The sequence below is a fragment of the Serratia sp. TMDUHS_CL genome (assembly GCF_037137105.1).
GTDB lineage: Bacteria > Pseudomonadota > Gammaproteobacteria > Enterobacterales > Enterobacteriaceae > Serratia > Serratia nevei.
In genome coordinates, this window is record NZ_JBBBDV010000004.1 from 1 (window position 1) to 16614 (window position 16614).

16 protein-coding genes, 3 tRNA genes and 1 pseudogene are annotated in these 16614 nt (G+C 62.7%); 8 read left to right on the top strand and 12 right to left on the bottom strand.

Annotated features, from left to right (window positions below):
* Positions 1-92 precede the first annotated feature (92 nt).
* A pseudogene (locus WCL58_RS09860) lies at positions 93-470 on the bottom strand (aldo/keto reductase); the annotation flags it as partial.
* Between the two features lie 118 nt (positions 471-588).
* On the opposite strand from WCL58_RS09860, the gene WCL58_RS09865 reads away from it, so the two are divergent.
* From WCL58_RS09865 to WCL58_RS09880, 4 genes are all read left to right on the top strand, one after another.
* Entirely contained in the window at positions 589-1533 is a 945-nt protein-coding gene (locus WCL58_RS09865) for a LysR family transcriptional regulator (protein ID WP_060422294.1), read from the top strand.
* 72 nt (positions 1534-1605) lie between these two features.
* Positions 1606-1692 (top strand) — tRNA-Leu (locus WCL58_RS09870).
* Positions 1693-1728: 36 nt separating this feature from the next.
* Positions 1729-1815, top strand: a tRNA-Leu gene (locus tag WCL58_RS09875).
* Positions 1816-1857: 42 nt separating this feature from the next.
* Positions 1858-1944 (top strand) — tRNA-Leu (locus tag WCL58_RS09880).
* Positions 1945-2032: 88 nt separating this feature from the next.
* Here the strand turns inward: WCL58_RS09880 and WCL58_RS09885 are convergent.
* Entirely contained in the window at positions 2033-2317 is a 285-nt protein-coding gene (locus WCL58_RS09885) for a DUF1435 domain-containing protein (protein ID WP_048233751.1), read from the bottom strand.
* A gap of 260 nt (positions 2318-2577) precedes the next feature.
* On the opposite strand from WCL58_RS09885, the gene WCL58_RS09890 reads away from it, so the two are divergent.
* Positions 2578-3663 carry a GGDEF domain-containing protein gene (locus WCL58_RS09890; RefSeq protein WP_060440803.1) on the top strand — a complete coding sequence of 362 codons (1086 nt, stop codon included), beginning with the start codon at positions 2578-2580 and terminating at the stop codon, positions 3661-3663.
* Positions 3664-3671: 8 nt separating this feature from the next.
* Here WCL58_RS09890 and WCL58_RS09895 read toward each other — a convergent pair whose 3' ends face one another.
* Entirely contained in the window at positions 3672-4583 is a 912-nt protein-coding gene (locus WCL58_RS09895; RefSeq protein WP_201965390.1) for a LysR substrate-binding domain-containing protein, read from the bottom strand.
* 108 nt (positions 4584-4691) lie between these two features.
* Here WCL58_RS09895 and WCL58_RS09900 point away from each other — a divergent pair, with 108 nt between their 5' ends.
* Positions 4692-5894, top strand: a complete 1203-nt coding sequence (locus tag WCL58_RS09900; RefSeq protein WP_060422274.1) for an MFS transporter — start codon at positions 4692-4694, stop codon at positions 5892-5894.
* Position 5895: 1 nt separating this feature from the next.
* On the opposite strand, the gene fucP is transcribed toward WCL58_RS09900, so the two are convergent.
* The 7 genes from fucP to WCL58_RS09935 are packed head-to-tail and all read right to left on the bottom strand — an operon-like array spanning position 5896 to position 12057.
* Positions 5896-7125, bottom strand: coding sequence for an L-fucose:H+ symporter permease (gene fucP / locus WCL58_RS09905; RefSeq protein WP_033641777.1), 1230 nt, complete (start codon positions 7123-7125; stop codon positions 5896-5898).
* A gap of 40 nt (positions 7126-7165) precedes the next feature.
* Entirely contained in the window at positions 7166-7525 is a 360-nt protein-coding gene (locus WCL58_RS09910) for an L-rhamnose mutarotase (protein ID WP_015376547.1), read from the bottom strand.
* The gene (locus tag WCL58_RS09915; RefSeq protein WP_033636997.1) at positions 7522-8298 is read right to left on the bottom strand and encodes an SDR family oxidoreductase; all 777 of its coding nucleotides are present in this window, start codon (positions 8296-8298) and stop codon (positions 7522-7524) included. The genes WCL58_RS09910 and WCL58_RS09915 overlap by 4 nt, the downstream gene beginning before the upstream one ends.
* Positions 8276-9139 carry an amidohydrolase family protein gene (locus tag WCL58_RS09920; RefSeq protein ID WP_060422262.1) on the bottom strand — a complete coding sequence of 288 codons (864 nt, stop codon included), beginning with the start codon at positions 9137-9139 and terminating at the stop codon, positions 8276-8278. The genes WCL58_RS09915 and WCL58_RS09920 overlap by 23 nt, the downstream gene beginning before the upstream one ends.
* 14 nt (positions 9140-9153) lie before the next feature.
* On the bottom strand, positions 9154-10431 hold the full coding sequence (locus WCL58_RS09925; protein ID WP_102985481.1) for an L-fuconate dehydratase: 1278 nt from the start codon (positions 10429-10431) through the stop codon (positions 9154-9156).
* 14 nt (positions 10432-10445) lie between these two features.
* On the bottom strand, positions 10446-11291 hold the full coding sequence (locus tag WCL58_RS09930) for a fumarylacetoacetate hydrolase family protein (protein ID WP_336851052.1): 846 nt from the start codon (positions 11289-11291) through the stop codon (positions 10446-10448).
* A gap of 25 nt (positions 11292-11316) precedes the next feature.
* Entirely contained in the window at positions 11317-12057 is a 741-nt protein-coding gene (locus WCL58_RS09935; protein WP_336851054.1) for an SDR family oxidoreductase, read from the bottom strand.
* Between the two features lie 235 nt (positions 12058-12292).
* Here WCL58_RS09935 and WCL58_RS09940 point away from each other — a divergent pair, with 235 nt between their 5' ends.
* Both WCL58_RS09940 and ampH read left to right on the top strand, forming a co-directional pair.
* Positions 12293-13051: a FadR/GntR family transcriptional regulator gene (locus WCL58_RS09940; RefSeq protein WP_025305190.1), complete on the top strand. Its 759-nt coding sequence runs from the start codon at positions 12293-12295 to the stop codon at positions 13049-13051.
* Positions 13052-13177: 126 nt separating this feature from the next.
* On the top strand, positions 13178-14320 hold the full coding sequence (gene ampH, locus WCL58_RS09945) for a D-alanyl-D-alanine-carboxypeptidase/endopeptidase AmpH (protein ID WP_060422247.1): 1143 nt from the start codon (positions 13178-13180) through the stop codon (positions 14318-14320).
* Between the two features lie 33 nt (positions 14321-14353).
* Here the strand turns inward: ampH and hpaC are convergent, their stop codons facing one another.
* A complete protein-coding gene (gene hpaC / locus WCL58_RS09950) occupies positions 14354-14869 on the bottom strand; it encodes a 4-hydroxyphenylacetate 3-monooxygenase, reductase component (protein ID WP_033636989.1) in 516 nt (171 codons plus the stop codon).
* 16 nt (positions 14870-14885) lie between these two features.
* Positions 14886-16448, bottom strand: coding sequence for a 4-hydroxyphenylacetate 3-monooxygenase, oxygenase component (hpaB, locus tag WCL58_RS09955; RefSeq protein WP_102985483.1), 1563 nt, complete (start codon positions 16446-16448; stop codon positions 14886-14888).
* Between the last annotated feature and the right edge of the window lie 166 nt (positions 16449-16614).

Consider the following 16614-nt stretch of genomic DNA (forward strand, 5'->3'; position numbering starts at 1 on the left):
AGCGCCGGACAGCCACGGACATAAAACCCTATCAATGCATTGTTATTTAATATTTTTTTGGATTATTGCGGACGTTACAGGAAGAGGGGGTGGTGCCGATAATAAAGATCGATCTCCTCTACGCCCAAGCGCCGCAGGCTGCCTTCCACCGAGCGCCGGATATACTCGGGCCGGCTGCTGACGCCGCGCGCCGAAGGATCCGCCGGATCGCGCAGGATGCCGAACTTGGTAGCCAGGAACACCTGTTGCCGTTTGCCCTTGATCGCTTCCCCCACCAACTCTTCGTTGGTGTGCGGACCATACATGTCGGCGGTGTCGAGCAGCGTGACGCCCAGCTCCAGCGCCCGGTGCAGCGTGGCGATGGCCTCCTGCCGATCGGCGCCGGTAGAGTAGAAGTCGCTCATGCCCATGCATCCCAGCCCCAGGGCGGAGACGACGGGACCGTGGGAACCCAGTTTACGTTGTTGCATTGTGCAGCCCTCATGCGATGAACGGATAACGCAGCAAAGTCTGGTTGTTTACGCTACAAAGATAAATAATGCAGATCGCACATCACTGTTCAAAAATCACCAACAATCCGGAGTGGACATGGATCAGGTTCAAGCCATGCGCATTTTTACCCGCATCGTCGAACTGGGCAGCTTCAGTCGGGCGGCCGAGCGCCTGCAGCTGCCGCGCGCCACGGTCAGCAACGCGCTGAAACGGCTGGAGCAGCGGCTGGGCGTGCGCCTGCTGATCCGCACCACCCGCCAGGTACAGGTGACCAGCGAAGGCAGCCTTTACTATCAACGCTGCGTACAGCTGCTGGGGGCGCTTGAGGAAGCGGACACGCTGTTCAGCCACCATAAGCTGCAGCCGTCCGGCAAAGTGCGCATCGATATGCCCCATTCGCTGGCGCGCCAGATCGTCATTCCGGCGCTGGGCGACTTTTACCGGCGCTATCCCGACATCACGCTGGCGCTGGGTGCCAACGACACCCACGTCGATCTGTTGCGCGAAGGCGTAGACTGCGTGCTGCGCGCCTGGGAAACCGAAGACGACAGCCTGGTGGCGCGGCGCATCGCCCAGCTGCCGCAGATCACCTGCGCTTCCCCCGCTTACCTGCAGGCCAGCGGCACGCCGCTCGACATCGATAGCCTGGCGCCGCACCGCGCGGTAGGGTATTTTTCCCTGGCCAGCAACCGCGATTATCCGCTGGAATTCTGCCGAGGCGGCAAGGTGGAACTGCGCGAACTCCCTGCCCGGCTGAGCGTCAGCGGCGCCGACGCTTACATCGCCGGCGCGCGTGCCGGCATGGGGTTGATTCAGGCGGCGCGCTATTCACTTGCTCCCTGGCTGGAACGGGGCGAACTGGTGGAAGTGTTGGCGGACACGCCGCCTCCGCCGATGCCGATTTACATCATGTATCCGCCCGGCCGTTTCCTGGCGCCACGGGTCAGGGTGTTGATTGATTGGCTGATTTGGCTGTTTGACCAGCAGAAAAGCGGCGATATGGCTGTTTTTCCAGCAAACGCCCGCAAAGCGGGGAAATAACTGTTGACGTGCCCGCCAAAATCTCTAGAATTCGCCTCCGTGGTAACGTTACTCCGGTAATGTTTCTGGTACGCGAAGGTGGCGGAATTGGTAGACGCGCTAGCTTCAGGTGTTAGTGTCCTTACGGACGTGAGGGTTCAAGTCCCTCTCTTCGCACCAAATAACCACATGATTTATATTGCACTCAGCATCGATGCGAAGGTGGCGGAATTGGTAGACGCGCTAGCTTCAGGTGTTAGTGTTCTTACGGACGTGAGGGTTCAAGTCCCTCTCTTCGCACCAAGCTGGCGACGTAATATAAATCAAAGCAACAACATCGACTGTGCGAAGGTGGCGGAATTGGTAGACGCGCTAGCTTCAGGTGTTAGTGTCCTTACGGACGTGAGGGTTCAAGTCCCTCTCTTCGCACCAATTGATGATCTCTCCGGTAGTTCCTTCGAAAAAATCCCAACGCATTGATGATAAACACGCCTAAGCGTGGTTTTGCCGTTTCCGGCGTTTACGCGAAGCTGAAGTTGAGGCTGATTGCCGCCAGGCCGCCCGCCAGCGCCATGCAGGAAGGCAGCAGCAGATAGTGACGCAGCCGGCTGTTGAACAGCATCACCAGCGTCGCCAGCATCGCTATCACAATCAGGGTGCGCAGCTGCATCATATTCAGATCGATCAAGGCCAGCAGCGGCATCAGCGCGCACGGCAGCAAAACGCCCCAGGCGCTGGCCAGGCGATCGCCGAGGCACCAGCTGACGCCCCACAGTCCACACGCGGCAATCATGGCGGTGAGCATGATAACCCCCTTTAAGTGATAATGATAACCAATATCATATAACACTTTTTTGGCCGCCGCATCATTTTCACTGCGGTGACCAAACCCAGATGACACCAGCATGAAAAAATGATAATTTGACATAAGAAAATTCCTAGTCCTGTTTGCATGATAATAATCACAATCATCAACCATGCAACTTCCGTGGATATTTCGCGCCGAGGGAATGCTTCTCAACCTTAATTATTCGACAGAACGACTTTGCAAAGAGTGACCTCCGTATGAACGCCCGTTCTTATCAGGAATTACTGAACAGCAAGCAGCGCCTGGCATTATTTCTTTTTCTGGTGATGAATGCCGCCTCTTCCGTATTTACGTTATTGTTCCCTTTTAGGGATACGCCCTCATTTACCCTACCTTTATTATGTATACCGCTATTTTGTCTGGCGGCGGCGCTATTCTCCCTGCAAACGCCGCGGAAATACCTGTGCAAACTCAACCTGTTCGCCAGCGTGCTCGGCCTGCTGTGGGCCGCCCATATTTACGTTAAAAGTCAATATTGCCTACCGAATAACCAAGATTTTTTATTAATTAGTTTGTTCAGCATCTTTTTTATCAGCGCTATTTCTCTGACGGATAACTTTACCGCCTTTTGTTTACACGCCGTGCCTTCCGCAATGGTGATCCTGGCTTTAGACGGTATGCATAATACCCTGCGGATATTATTCACCACGCTATTACCTATTATCGCTTTCTCCATCCACCACCTGATGTTGAAACGCAGTGAAATCTTTACCCACGCGCTGGTGGCCAACCTGTATAACGAACGGGACAAATTCAATAATTTAAGCATGCTCGATCCCCTGACCGGTCTTTATAACCGCCGCGGGCTGGAGAATAAGATCAACATGCTGCTGGAACCGCAAACCGGCCGCCACTACGTGCTGCTGCTGGATATCGACCACTTCAAGGTCTACAACGACAGCTACGGCCACGCGATGGGCGACCGGGCGCTGGTGCAGGTGGCGATCGCCATCCGCGATGCGGTACGTTCACGCGACATCGTGGTGCGCTACGGCGGGGAAGAGTTTTTGGTGCTGCTGACCAACGTGCACGAAGGCTACGCGGCGCAGCTGGCCGAACGGGTGCGCCAACGGGTGGCGGAACTGAACATCCCACACGGCGCCAGCCCGCAGCACAGCGGCACGCTGACGCTCAGCGCCGGCATCTCCGCGCTGGAAAAGCTGGACGTCGAGTCGGCGATCGGCGCGGCCGACGCCGCGCTCTATCTGGCGAAGCACAGCGGCCGCAACAATATCCAGCTGGCGCAAAACGTCCAGCCCGCCCTGCTGCAGCCGCAGGAGTAACAGGTTCGCTAATCGACTTCCCAAATCGCCCTGCCCTGCCAGCGCCGTTCGATCGCCGCCAGAAACAGTTTCACCTTGGGGGAGAGATGGCGTCGGCTGGGATAGACGGCGCAGATCGGCGGCCCCGGGCGACAATAGCGCTCCAGCACCGGCACCAGCGTGCCGGCCGCAATCTGCTCGCCGACCAGAAACGCCCCCACCTGGCACAGGCCGGCTCCGGCGACGGCCGTATCCCGCAAGGCTTCGACGTTGTTGAAACGCATCCGGCCACGCACCGGCTGTTCGTGCAGTTGGCCGTTGACCAAATAGCGCCAGGGCGCCGGCAGTCCCTGATGGCTGAAGACCAGCGTCTCGTGATCGCCCAACGCCTCCGGTTTTGCAGGCGTACCGTGCCGCGCCAGATAATCCGGCGCCGCGCAGGTGATCAGGCGATGCGGCGCGAGCACCCGCCGCACCAGCCGGCTGTCGTCGCTGCCGCCAACGCGGACAGCCACGTCGATGCCGTCGCGCACCAGATCGCTGTAATCGTCGGAGAAGCTGACGTCGGCGTCCACCTCCGGCCACTGCGCCAAAAACTCCCGCAGAATCGGCAGGATATGCAATCGCCCCAACGAGACCGGCAGATCCAGCCGCAGCCGCCCGCGCGGCGTTTGCCGCCGCGTATTCAGCGCCGTTTCCGCCTCTTCGGCCTGCGACAGGATGCGCTGCGCATACTCGTAAAACACCGCGCCGTCTTCGGTCAGGCTGACGCTGCGCGTGGTGCGCTGCAGCAGCCGAGTGGCCAATCGCTCCTCCAATCGGTTCACGCATTTGCCCGCCGCCGATCGGGAAATGCCCAGTCTCTCGGCCGCCAGCGTGAAGCTGCGGGCGTCGGCGACGCGAATGAACACCAGCAGGTCGGTCAGGTTATCCAACGGCATAGACGGTAAATTAGCCACGATTTATCCCCAATGTTGCGCATTCAGGCCAGTTTATCAGCCATTTTGGCGCGGATACACTGAGGCTCTTCATCTGTTGGGAGAGTCATTATGAGTGCCTTACACGCCGGCGGCGGCGCAAAACCCTGGCTGGCGACTTTCGCTATCGCCCTGTCCACCTTTACCGTCGTCACGGCAGAAATGCTGCCCGTCGGGCTGCTGACTCCGATCGTCAGCACCTTGAACGCATCGATAGGCCGCGCCGGGCTGCTGATTTCCCTGCCCGCCCTGTTTGCCGCGCTGTTCGCCCCGCTGGTGGTGCTGGGTGCCCGGCGCACGGATCGCCGCAGCCTGCTGATCGCCTTTCTACTGCTGCTGCTCGCCGCCAACCTGCTGGCCGCCGCCGCCACCTCCATGGCGCTGCTGTTTGCTGCGCGCATCCTGCTGGGCTTTTGCATCGGCGGCATCTGGGCCATCGCGGGTGGGTTGGCGGAACGTCTGGTGCCGCCGACTTCCGTCGGATTGGCGCTGTCCGTCATCTTCGGCGGCGTAGCGGCGGCCTCGGTGTTCGGCGTGCCGCTCGGCGTATTCCTCGGCGAAGCGCTGGGCTGGCGCATGGCGTTTCTGGCCGTCGCCGTCCTGGCGGCGCTGACCCTGCTCCTGCTGCTGTGCGTGCTGCCGCCGCTACCGGTCACGCAGGCGATAAGCTGGCGGTCGTTCACCGTGCAGCGCGCGAATCGTCGGCTGATGACCGGGCTGCTGCTGACGTTTCTGCTGGTCGCCGGCCACTTTATGGCTTACACCTTTGTCCGCCCGCTGCTGCAGACGGTCGCCGGCATCGAGGGCCGCTGGGTGGGTCCGCTACTGTTCGCCTACGGCGCCGCCGGTATCATCGGGAATTTCATCGCCGGCCAGGCCGCCGCCAAACGGCTGCGCCGCACCCTGGCGCTGATCGCCCTCGGGCTGGCGCTCGCCGTCCTGCTGCTGCCGCTGCTGGGCCACGCGCCGCTGAGCGGCAGCGCCTTCCTCCTGCTGTGGGGCATCGCCTACGGCGGCGTTTCCGTTTCGCTGATGGCATGGATGCTCAAGGCGGCCCCCGACGCGGTCGAGGTCGCCTCTTCACTGTATATCGCGCTGTTTAATCTGGCGATTTCCTGCGGTTCACTGGCGGGCGGGCTGGTGGTGGATGCAGGGGGATTGACGCTAAACGGCGTGCTGTCCGGCATCGTGCTGCTGCTGGCGTTGGCGATCCTGATGCGAACCCGCCCACAGGCGCTGACAACGGCGGCGAATGCCGATTCGCCGCCGGGTTAAATCAGGCGCGGCGCTGCCGCAGGCCGTAAACCAGCACCACCGCGAAGCACAGCAGCGGCAGCAGATAAGAGAGCGCGGTGCTGTAACGATCGGCCAGCGCCCCCATAAAGTACGGCATGATGGCGCCGCCGACGATCGCCATGATCATAAAGGAGCTGGCGCGCTTGGTGTGTTTACCCAGGTTTTTCACCCCCAGGGCGAAAATGGTCGGGAACATGATCGACATAAAGAAGAATACCGCGATCAGCGCCACTACCGACACGCCGTCAACGCTCAGCATCACTACGCCGCACAGCGCGATGTTGATCAGCGCATAGGCCGCCAACAGCGTCGCCGGCTTGACTCGCCCCATCAACCAGGTGCTGAAGAAACGCCCGACCATAAAGCAGATCATGGCGATCGACAGCAGGTAAGAGGCGCTCTGGTTAGACACTTCGCGCCAGTGTTCGGTGGCATAGTTGATGAAGAACGCCCCTACGCCCACCTGCGCCGCCACGTAAAAGAACTGCGTGATAACCCCGCCGACGAAATGCGGATGCTGCCACAATCCCTGCGCTATCACGCCGTGTACCGGTTTTTCCTCTTCGCGGATCGCCGGCAGCCGGGTGCGGCTGAACAACAGCGCGATCAGCAGCACCAGCACGGCGATCGCCACATAGGTCATCTTCACCGCGCTCTGATCGCCGCCGCCGGCGGACTGGCTGGCGGAGAAGAACAGCGTGCCGCCGATCAACGGGCCGATAAATTGCCCGAGGCCGTTGAACGACTGGGCCAGGTTGAGCCGCCGTTCGGCGCCCTGCGCGTCGCCCAGCACCGTGGCGTACGGGTTGGCGGCCGTTTCCAGGCAGCCCAAACCGCTGGCGATAACGAACAGCGCGAACAGGAACACGCCGAAGCTGTTGGCCGACGCCGCCGGCACGAACAGCAGCGCCCCCAGCGCATACAGACACAGCCCGACCAGAATGCCCGCCTTATAGCCCTTGCGGTCCATAAAGTATCCGGCGGGCAGCGCCACCAGGAAATAGGCGCCGAAATAGGCCGCCTGCAACAAACCCGACTGCGCCTTGGTAACGTGCAACGTCTCCTGAAAATGTTTGTTTAATACGTCCAGCAGGCCATAGGACAGCCCCCACATGAAGAACAGGCTGGTGACCAGGATAAAGGCCCAGCGCAGATTGGCGGTCACGGCGACGCCCGGCTGCGCGGAGGCCGCACTTTTTTCAGCAAGCATGGTGATACCCTCGTATCGTCTGGCGATGATGATGTTGGCGTTATTGCTGTTGCAGAGAAAATATCCGCGCCATTTCCACCCATTTTTCGCCCTGCGGCGTCCAGGGGGTGGCGGCCTGGTAGTGCCACATCAGCGCTTCCCATCGCTGTACTTCGGGGTTGTTCAGGCTGGCGGCGTCAAAACGCGCGGCGTCGAAATCGGCGCTGACCTCCACGATCATGAACAGCCGGGTGCCCAACCGGTAAATCTCCATGTCCAGAATGCCGTGCTCGCGCAAATGCGCGGCGATGCCCGGCCAGATGCGCTGATGATGCTGCTGGTACTCCGCAATCAGCGCCGGTGAGTCAATCAGATCGAGCGCCTGGCAGAAACGGCGCCGCCCTGCCGCCGCGCCGCTCACGTCAGCGCCCGATCGAGATGCAGGTAGCCGCCGTCCACCGACAGCCATTGCCCGGTGGTATGCGACGACCGCGACGACAATAGGAACGCCACGGTGTCGGCGATCTCCTGCGGCGTGGTCATGCGCTGCCCGAGCGGAATGCGCGCGGTGATTTTCGCCATCTGCCGCTGCGGCTCGGCGAAGGTGTTGAGCCAGCGCTGGTACTGCGGGGTGATCACCTCCGCCGGCACCACCGCGTTCACCCGCACGCCGTCATGGCGCAGCGACACCGCCCATTCGCGCGTCAGCGCCAGCACCGCGCCCTTGGCGGCGGTATAGCCGCTGGTGCCACCCTGGCCGCTGAGCGCGGTCTTGGAGGCGATGTTGACGATGGCGCCCCGGCTCTCCTGCAGCGCCGCCTGGCACAGGTGCGCCATCAGGTAGTAATGCACCAGGTTCTTTTCCAGCGAGCCGACGAACGCTTCGCGCCCCGCCTCCAGCCCGACGCCGTCGTTGACCCCGGCGTTATTCACCAGCCCGTCGATGCGGCCGAAGGCCGCCAGCGTCTGGCTGACCGCGCGGCGGCAGGCCGCCTCGTCGCACAGTTCGGTGAGGATCACCTCGGTGCGCGGCTGCAGCCGCTGCAAATCGGCCAGCAGCGCCGCCTCCGGCGCGGCGTTGGTGACCAGCACCGGGATCGCGCCTTCTTCGGCCAGCACATGAGCAATCGCCGCGCCGATGCCGGCACCGCCGCCGGTGACCAGCACCACCTTATCTTGCAGATACAGATCCATAACCAGACTCCGTTAAACCGTAAATTCGCCAGGCGGTGTCGCCCCAAATCGCCGCCTGCTCGGCGGCCCCCAGCGTCGACAGCGCCCGTTCGCACAGTTGCACCACCTGGCGGTAGTCGCCGGCCAGCAGGCACACCGGCCAGTCGGAGCCGAACATCAGCCGCTGCGGGCCGAACGCCTCCAGCGCAGCGTCGAAGAACGGCAGCAGTTCTTCCGCCCGCCACCGGCCACCCGGCGCCTCGGTGATCAGCCCCGACAGCTTGCAGACCACGTGCGGCAGCGCCGCCAGCGGCCGGATTTGCTGCGCCCAGTGCCGCGCGCCGCGCGCGATGTCCGGCTTGCCGAGATGATCCAACACCAGCCAGTGTTCATCGTGGCAGGCGGCGAACGCCGCCGCGGCCGCCAGATGCCGGTGCGTCACCAGGATCTCGTACACATACCCGGCGCGCTGCAGCGTTTGCATGCCGCGTTCCACCTCCGGCCGCGCCAGCCAGGCCGCCGGATCCGCTTCGTCCTGCACCTGATGACGCACCCCGCGCAGCGCGCTGTAAGGCCGCAAGGCCTCCAGACGCTGCGCCAGCTGCGGCGCGGCGATGTCCAGCCAGCCCACCACGCCGCATATGCCCTCGCCCTGCTCAGCCAGCGCCAGCAGGGCCAGCGTCTCTTCCTCGCTGGGGCGCGCCTGCACCGCCAGCGCGCCGTCGAAACCCTGTTCCTGCAACAGCGGCCGCAGCCGGGGCGGATCGAAATCCTGCCGCAGCACGCTCATTCGCTCGTCGATCCACGGGTAGTGCTGGGGGTGATAGCGCCAGTAGTGCTGGTGAGCGTCGATGCGCGGCATGCGATCCTCCCGCCTCACCCGCGGAACCGATACTGCGCGATCGACGACGGATGCATCTCGATCGAATAGCCGGGACGGCTCGGCGGCATGTAGGCCGCGCCTTTGATCACGCAGGGATCGATAAAGTGTTCATGCAAATGATCGACATACTCGATCACCCGGCCTTCGTGGGTGCCGGCAATGCACAGGTAGTCGATCATCGACAGGTGCTGCACGTACTCGCACAGCCCGACGCCGCCGGCGTGCGGGCAGACCGGCAGCTGGTATTTGGCCGCCATCAGCATCACCGCCAGCACTTCGTTGACGCCGCCGAGGCGGCAGGCGTCGATCTGTACCACGTCTACCGCGCCGCGCATGATGAATTGCTTGAACATGATGCGGTTCTGGCACATCTCACCGGTGGCCACCTTGACCGGCGCCACCCCTTCGCGGATGCGGCGGTGGCCTTCCACGTCGTCCGGGCTGGTCGGCTCTTCGATAAACCAGGGTTTGGCGAACGCCAGATGCTTCACCCACGGAATGGCTTCGTCCACCTCCCACACCTGGTTGGCGTCGATCATCAGCCGGCGATCCGGGCCGATCACCTCGCGGGCGATGCGCACCCGGCGGATGTCGTCTTCCAGATCGCGCCCGACCTTCAGCTTCAGGTAGGAGAAACCGGCGTCGACCGCTTCCTGGCACAGGCGGCGCAGCTTGTCGTCCGGATACCCCAGCCAGCCGGCGGAGGTGGTGTAGCAGGGATAGCCTTCCTGCAGCAGCCGCGCCAGGCGCTGCTCTTTGCCCTCGGCCCGCTGCTTGAGCAACGCCAGCGCCTCCTGCGGCGTGATGCAGTCGGTGATGTAACGGAAGTCGATGCAGCGCACCAGCTCCTCCGGCGTCATCTCCGCCACCAGCCGCCACACCGGCTTGCCGACCGATTTGGCCCACAGATCCCACACTGCGTTGACCACCGCGCCGGTCGCCAGGTGGATAGCGCCTTTGTCCGGCCCGATCCAGCGCAGCTGGCTGTCGCTGGTGAAGCGCCGCCAGAAGGCGCCCATGTCGGCGGCGATATCCTCCAGCCGCTCGCCGACGATCTGATGCTCCAGCGCGCGGATCGCCGCGCAGCAGATCTCGTTGCCGCGGCCGATGGTGAACGTCAGCCCGTGGCCGCTGAGATCCGCGCGATCGGTCTCCAGGATCACGTAGGCGGCGGAATAGTCGGGATCCGGATTCATGGCGTCGGATCCGTCCAGCCCCAGCGACGTGGGGAAACGAATGTCTTCAACCCGCAGTGCGGTAATGGTGGTCATGGCGGCGCTCCCGGTTAGGCCTGTACGGTTTGCTGGCGCTGTTCGCCCAGCCCTTCGATGCCCAGACGCATCGTCTGGCCCGCCCGCAGATAGATAGGCTGCGGTTTCTGCCCCATCCCGACGCCCGGCGGCGTGCCGGTGGAGATCACATCGCCCGGCTGCAGGCTCATGAAGCGGCTGAGGTAGCTGACGATCTGCGGAATGCGGAAGATCATGGTGCTGGTGTTGCCGTCCTGATAGCGCTTGCCGTCCACCTCCAGCCACAGGTTCAGGCTGTGCGGATCGGCGATCTCGTCGGCGGTCACCAGCCAGGGGCCGATCGGCCCGAAGGTGTCGCAGCCTTTGCCCTTGTCCCAGGTGCCGCCGCGCTCAATTTGATATTCGCGTTCTGAGACGTCGTTGATCACGCAGTAGCCGGCGACGTGGCGCATCGCGTCTGCTTCGCTGATGTAGCGTCCGCCCTGGCCGATCACCACGCCCAGCTCCACTTCCCAGTCGGTTTTCTGCGAGCCGCGCGGGATCTCCACCCGATCGTGGGGGCCGATCACCGCGCTGGTCCATTTGTTGAACACCACCGGTTCCTCAGGAATGGCGGCACCGGTCTCTGCCGCGTGATCGGCGTAGTTCAGGCCGATGCAGATAAACTTGCCGATGCCGCCGACGCAGGCGCCGAGGCGCGGCTGCCCTTCGACCAGCGGCAGCGTGGCACTGTCCAGCGCGCGCAGTTTGGCGAGCGACGCCGGCAATAACGCGTCGCCCCCCACGTCGGCGATATGCTGCGACAAATCGCGCAGGCGGCCTTGCGCATCCAACATGCCGGGGCGCTCTTGCCCAGGTTGCCCGTAACGTAAAAGTTTCATGCCTTCCTCTCTCAAAAATGGCGGCTCAGTTGCTCCAGCCGCCGTCGATGATCTGCACCGTGCCGGTGGTGTATGAACTGGCGTCAGAAGCCAGATACAGCGCCAATTGGGCGATTTCCTCGGTGGTGCCGATGCGCCCGATCGGCTGACGGGCGACGAACGCCTGATACACCTCTTGCTCGCTGCGCCCCTGCTCGCGCGCCTGCTCGGCAATACGCTGGCGCAGCGACGGCGACTCCACCGTGCCGGGGCAGATGGCGTTGCAGCGGATGCCCTGCGTGACGTAGTCCGCCGCCACCGAGCGCGTCAGGCCGATCACCGCCGCCTTGCTGGCGCTGTAAGCGAAGCGGTTCGGCACCCCTTTCACGCTCGAGGCCACCGAGGACATGTTGATGATCGAGCCTTTGCCGCGCGCCAACATGCCCGGCAGGAAGGCACGGATCATGCGGAACATCGCGGTGACGTTGAGATCGAGCGCGAACGCCCACTGATCTTCGCTGCAATCGAGGATCGATCCGCTGTGCACCACGCCGGCGCAGTTGAACAGCACGTCGATCGGGCCGATCGCTTCCGCCGCCGCCGCGATGGCGGCCGGATCGGTGACGTTTAGCGTCAGCGCGCGGATCCCGGCAGAGCCCTGCAGGCGCTCGAGGTTGATGTCGCTGGCGATCACTTCGGCGCTGGCGGCGGCGAACAGCCTGGCGGTGGTAAAACCGATCCCTTGCCCGGCGGCGGTGATCAGTACGCGTTTCCCGGTTAAATCCATCTTGACTCCTCGGCCTAAAGGTCTAATGGTCAGGCCACTAAGGGCGGTTAAAGGTCAGGCCTCTAACATGACAAAAGACGCTTTACGCGTTATCGTTGGGGGAAGAAGTTAATAAAACAGCCTTGAAACCGCATTTCAATTAACCATTTTTTTACACTTGAATAACGATTACTCAAGCGCCTTGTCGCATAATTGTGCGCCAAATCACTGAACGCCGAATCGTCAAAGGTCAAAAATGCCGATTACCCGACTGGAAAACCCAAGAATTTACAGACAGATAGCTGACCAGCTCAAACGTCTTATCGAAAATAACGAATTTCCGCCGGGCAGCCGCCTGCCCTCGGAGCGGGATCTCGCCCAGCAGTTGCAGGTCAGCCGCGCGTCGGTGCGCGAGGCGCTTATCGCGCTGGAAGTGATCGGCCTGGTGGACGTCAAGGTCGGTAACGGGGTGATCGTGCGCTCGCCAACGCCGCTGGCGCCGTCGCAGGAGCCGGTGATGGCCCAGGCCGGCCGCAACCAGTGGGCGGAGATCGACGACGAACTGAACATCGAGCTGGATTTCAACGCCGAGCTGCCGCCGTTTTCTCTGCTGCAAACCCGTCTGCTGATCGAACCGGAGACCGCCGCGCTGGCCGCGCGCCACGCCACCGACGAAGAGCTGGCGGGCATCCGCGCCGCCTACGAGCAGAACTGCCGCGATAACCGCGCCGGTTCCGCCACCCACCCCGGCGATCGGCTGTTCCACATCCGCATCGCCCAGGCCAGCGGCAACCCGGCCTATGCGTTCATCATCGGCCACCTGCTCGGCCACCGTTACGGCAGCATGTTCCGCGTGCTGCAACGCCACTATACGCCGGACGACATGCCGCACCGTTCCGAACTGGAACACCGGGCGATCCTGGCGGCGATCGAAGCGCGCGACGTGCGCGGCGCCCGCAAGGCGATGAAGGCGCACCTCGATGAAGTGATCGCCATTTTCGCCCGCGCGCAGTAGGCCGCCGGCGGTGAAAAAATTTTATCGCCACCGCTCTTTTTTCTACATGCAGCCGGGGCCCGGGCGCATTACACTGGGCGACGGATAAGCCCTTTCCCCGCTGCATTGTTAAATGGATAACGACCGTTGAAGAACTCTGTCTCCGCTTTATTGCTGGCGCTGGGCCTGTGCGCCGCGCCGCTGGCCGTGCAGGCCGCGCCTCCGCAGCTGGCTTCGCAAATCGTCGACCAGTATGCCGAACATATTTTCTACAACAGCGGCGCCACCGGCATGGCGCTGGTGGTGATCGACGGCAATCAGGTGGTTAACCGCAGCTTTGGCGATACCAAACCCGGCAACAACCTGCGCCCGCGCCCGGATTCGCTGATCCGCATCGCTTCGATCACCAAGCTGATGACCAGCGAAGTGATGGTGAAAATGGCGGCGGCAGGCCAGGTCAAACTGACCGACCCGCTGCGCAAGTATGCCCCCAAAGGCGCCTATGTGCCGGCTTACAACGCCGGGCAGCCGATCACCCTGCTGAACCTGGCGACGCACACCAGCTCGCTGCCGCGCGAGCAGCCGGGCAAGAAGCCGCCGAAAACGCCGGTGTTCACCTGGCCGACCAAGGCTCAGCGCTGGCAGTGGCTGGCCCATGCCAACGTCACGGTACCGCCGGGCGTACGCGCCGCCTACTCCAACCTGGCGTATGACCTGCTGGCCGATGCGCTGTCGCGCGCCGCGGGCAAGCCTTACAACGCGCTGCTGAAAGAGAAAATCACCGCGCCGCTCGGCATGGTCGACACCACGCTGACGCCGAGCCCCGAGCAGTGCTCGCGCCTGATGGTGGCGGCGGCCGGCCCGAGCGCCTGCCGCGACACCACCGCCGCGGCCGGCAGCGGCGGCGTCTACTCCACCCCGCGCGACATGCAGCGCTGGATGCAACAATTCCTCTCCTCCAGCGCCAGCGGTCCGCGCAAAGCCACCGCCGCCAGCGAGCAAACCATGTACTTCCAGCGTCACGATCTGGTGTCGCTGAAGGGCATGGACGTGCCGGGGCAAGCGGATGCGCTGGGGTTGGGTTGGGTGTATATGGCGCCGAAGGACGGGCTGCCGGGCATCATTCAGAAGACCGGCGGCGGCGGCGGGTTCATTACCTACATGGCGATGATCCCGGCGAAAAACGTCGGGGTGTTCGTGGTGGTGACCCGCTCGGAGCTGAGCAAATTCACCAACATGAGCGATCCGGTCAACCGCCTGGTGAGCGATCTGGCGGCTAACAAGAGTTGAAACGCGGGGCGCAGCAGGCTGCGCCCCAACGCCTCAGGCCGGCACCGCCATCGGGTGGATCACCGAATGGAAATTGCGCTTGAAGTAGATCAGCCCGTTGCCGGCTTCGCTCAGCGCGATCTGCTTGATCTGCACCAGGTACATCTGGTGGGTGCCGATGCTCTGGATCTGCTCGATCTCCCCTTCCAGGCTGGCCAGGGTATTGCGCAGCACCGGCTGCCCCAGCGCACCGAGCTGCCACTCTTCCAGCCGGAAGCGATCTTCCATGCTGACGCCGGTCATGCCGGCGAAGTGGCGCGCCATCAGCTCCTGCTCGTGGTTGAGCACGTTGACGCACAGCCTGCGGTTTTCCTGAAACACCGGGTTCATCGCGCTGTTGCGGTTGATGCACACCAGCAGCGTCGGCGGCGTATCGGTTACCGAGCACACCGCCGTGGCGGTGATGCCGCAGCGCCCCGCCGGGCCGTCGGTGGTGACGATATTCACCGCCGCCGACAGGCTGGCCATGGCGTCGCGAAAGCGCAGGCGCTGTTCATTTTCCTGAGACATACCACCTCCTCCTGAATTACTTCAGCAGATTATCCAACTGATTAATATCGTCATTGTTCCGCAGGTGCGGCACCTTCCAGCCGTGCTGATCGTAATCAGCCAGGCACTTGTCGACCATCTGCATCATGCGATCCATGTTGCCGGATCCCTGCGCGTGACGCAGGCACTGCAGGCGGATTTCATCCTGGCTGCCGGCGTAGTTGATCTCATACAGCTCGTGGCGGCCGCCGAATTCGCTGCCGATCGCATCCCACATCAGCTTGAGGATCTTGATGCGTTCGACGTGATCCATGCCGTCCGATCCACGCACGTAGCGCGCCAGGTACTTGTCGATCTCCGGGTTGTTCATGTCGCGCACGCTGGACGGCAGGTAGATCAGGCCGCTGGTGACGTTCTTCTCGATGATGTGTTTCACCTTGGTGTAGGCCATCGGCGCCATCACGCGGTAGGTCTGCAGCGCGGCGGAATCCGGCAGGTAGGCGCCGTTTTCCCATTTTGTGGCTTCGGCACACATCGCGTCGCTCAGCGACCAGAACAGGTTGCGCCAGGCCACCACTTCGCCCAGATCGGCCTGCACGCCGCGGAACTCCAGCACGCCGGTACACGAGAGGCTCTTTTGCAGCAGCGCGGTGATAAAGTCCATCTTCACCGCCAGGCGCACGCAGGCCTGCAGCGGGAACAGCCGGGCGAAACCGCCCTGGGTGCTCCAGCGGCGGCAGCGATCGAAATCGCGGTAGATCAGCACGTTTTCCCACGGGATCAGCACATGATCCATGATCAAGATCGCGTCGTTCTCATCGAAGCGGCTGGTGAGCGGGTAGTCGAACGGCGATCCGGTGGCGCCGGCCACCAGCTCGTAGGAGGCGCGCGAAATCAGCTTCACCCCTTCGGCGTCCATCGGCGCCACGAACATCAGCGCGAAGTCCGGGTTATCGCCCATCACCTGCGCCGAACCGAAGCCGATGAAGTTGTAGTGGGTCAACGCCGAGTTGGTGGCCACCACTTTGGCACCACTGACCACGATGCCGGCGTCGGTCTCTTTCTCCACCTGAATGTAGACGTCCTTCACCTCGTTGACCGGCTTGTGGCGGTCGATCGGCGGGTTGACGATGGCGTGGTTGAAATAGAGCCCGGTTTCCTGAATGCGTTTGTACCAGTGGCGCGCGTTGTCGGCAAACTGGCCGTAGAACTCCGGATAAGCGCCCAGCGCGCAGCCGAAGGCCGCCTTGTAGTCCGGCGTACGCCCCATCCAGCCGTAGCTTTGGCGCGACCAGTCGGCGATGGCATCGCGCTGCTGGCGCATCTCTTCCGGGCTGCGGGCGTAGCGGAAGAATTTGTGGGTATAGCCACCGTTGCCGGTGTCGGTGTTCCAGCACAGGCGATCCTGGCTGGCCGGATCGTGCAGCGCGTCGTACAGCTGGCCGACTGACGCCGCCGCGTTGCGGAACGCCGGATGGGTGGTGACGTCTTTCACGCGCTCGCCGTAAATGTAGATTTCGCGGTTGTCCTGCAAACTTTTCAGGTATTCGGCGCCGGTGAACGGGCGTTTGCTGTCGGCACGAAAGTCTTCTGGTTTCATCGGGTCTTCCTCGTCATCGGCATTTTTCAGGCCGTGGATCCGGCCATTTGTTAAAATAATGTTTTCTTTTGGTTGCTTAATTGAAGCTGCCAAAGCCGGTTTCGAGAAGAGACTTTTGCGGCAATCGCCGGTACTTTTCAGGTCAGTTTGCCGCTTTCGCGGCAAA

Coding starts and splice junctions, on each gene's coding strand:
- hpaB (WP_102985483.1), bottom strand. CDS start 16,448: ATGAAACCAGAAGACTTTCGTGCCGACAGCAAACGCCCGTTCACCGGC.
- WCL58_RS09885 (WP_048233751.1), bottom strand. CDS start 2,317: ATGCTCACCGCCATGATTGCCGCGTGTGGACTGTGGGGCGTCAGCTGG.
- WCL58_RS09930 (WP_336851052.1), bottom strand. CDS start 11,291: ATGAAACTTTTACGTTACGGGCAACCTGGGCAAGAGCGCCCCGGCATG.
- WCL58_RS09900 (WP_060422274.1), top strand. CDS start 4,692: ATGAGTGCCTTACACGCCGGCGGCGGCGCAAAACCCTGGCTGGCGACT.
- WCL58_RS09925 (WP_102985481.1), bottom strand. CDS start 10,431: ATGACCACCATTACCGCACTGCGGGTTGAAGACATTCGTTTCCCCACG.
- WCL58_RS09890 (WP_060440803.1), top strand. CDS start 2,578: ATGAACGCCCGTTCTTATCAGGAATTACTGAACAGCAAGCAGCGCCTG.
- WCL58_RS09915 (WP_033636997.1), bottom strand. CDS start 8,298: ATGGATCTGTATCTGCAAGATAAGGTGGTGCTGGTCACCGGCGGCGGT.
- WCL58_RS09895 (WP_201965390.1), bottom strand. CDS start 4,583: ATGCCGTTGGATAACCTGACCGACCTGCTGGTGTTCATTCGCGTCGCC.
- WCL58_RS09865 (WP_060422294.1), top strand. CDS start 589: ATGGATCAGGTTCAAGCCATGCGCATTTTTACCCGCATCGTCGAACTG.
- WCL58_RS09935 (WP_336851054.1), bottom strand. CDS start 12,057: ATGGATTTAACCGGGAAACGCGTACTGATCACCGCCGCCGGGCAAGGG.
- hpaC (WP_033636989.1), bottom strand. CDS start 14,869: ATGTCTCAGGAAAATGAACAGCGCCTGCGCTTTCGCGACGCCATGGCC.
- fucP (WP_033641777.1), bottom strand. CDS start 7,125: ATGCTTGCTGAAAAAAGTGCGGCCTCCGCGCAGCCGGGCGTCGCCGTG.
- WCL58_RS09920 (WP_060422262.1), bottom strand. CDS start 9,139: ATGCCGCGCATCGACGCTCACCAGCACTACTGGCGCTATCACCCCCAG.
- WCL58_RS09940 (WP_025305190.1), top strand. CDS start 12,293: ATGCCGATTACCCGACTGGAAAACCCAAGAATTTACAGACAGATAGCT.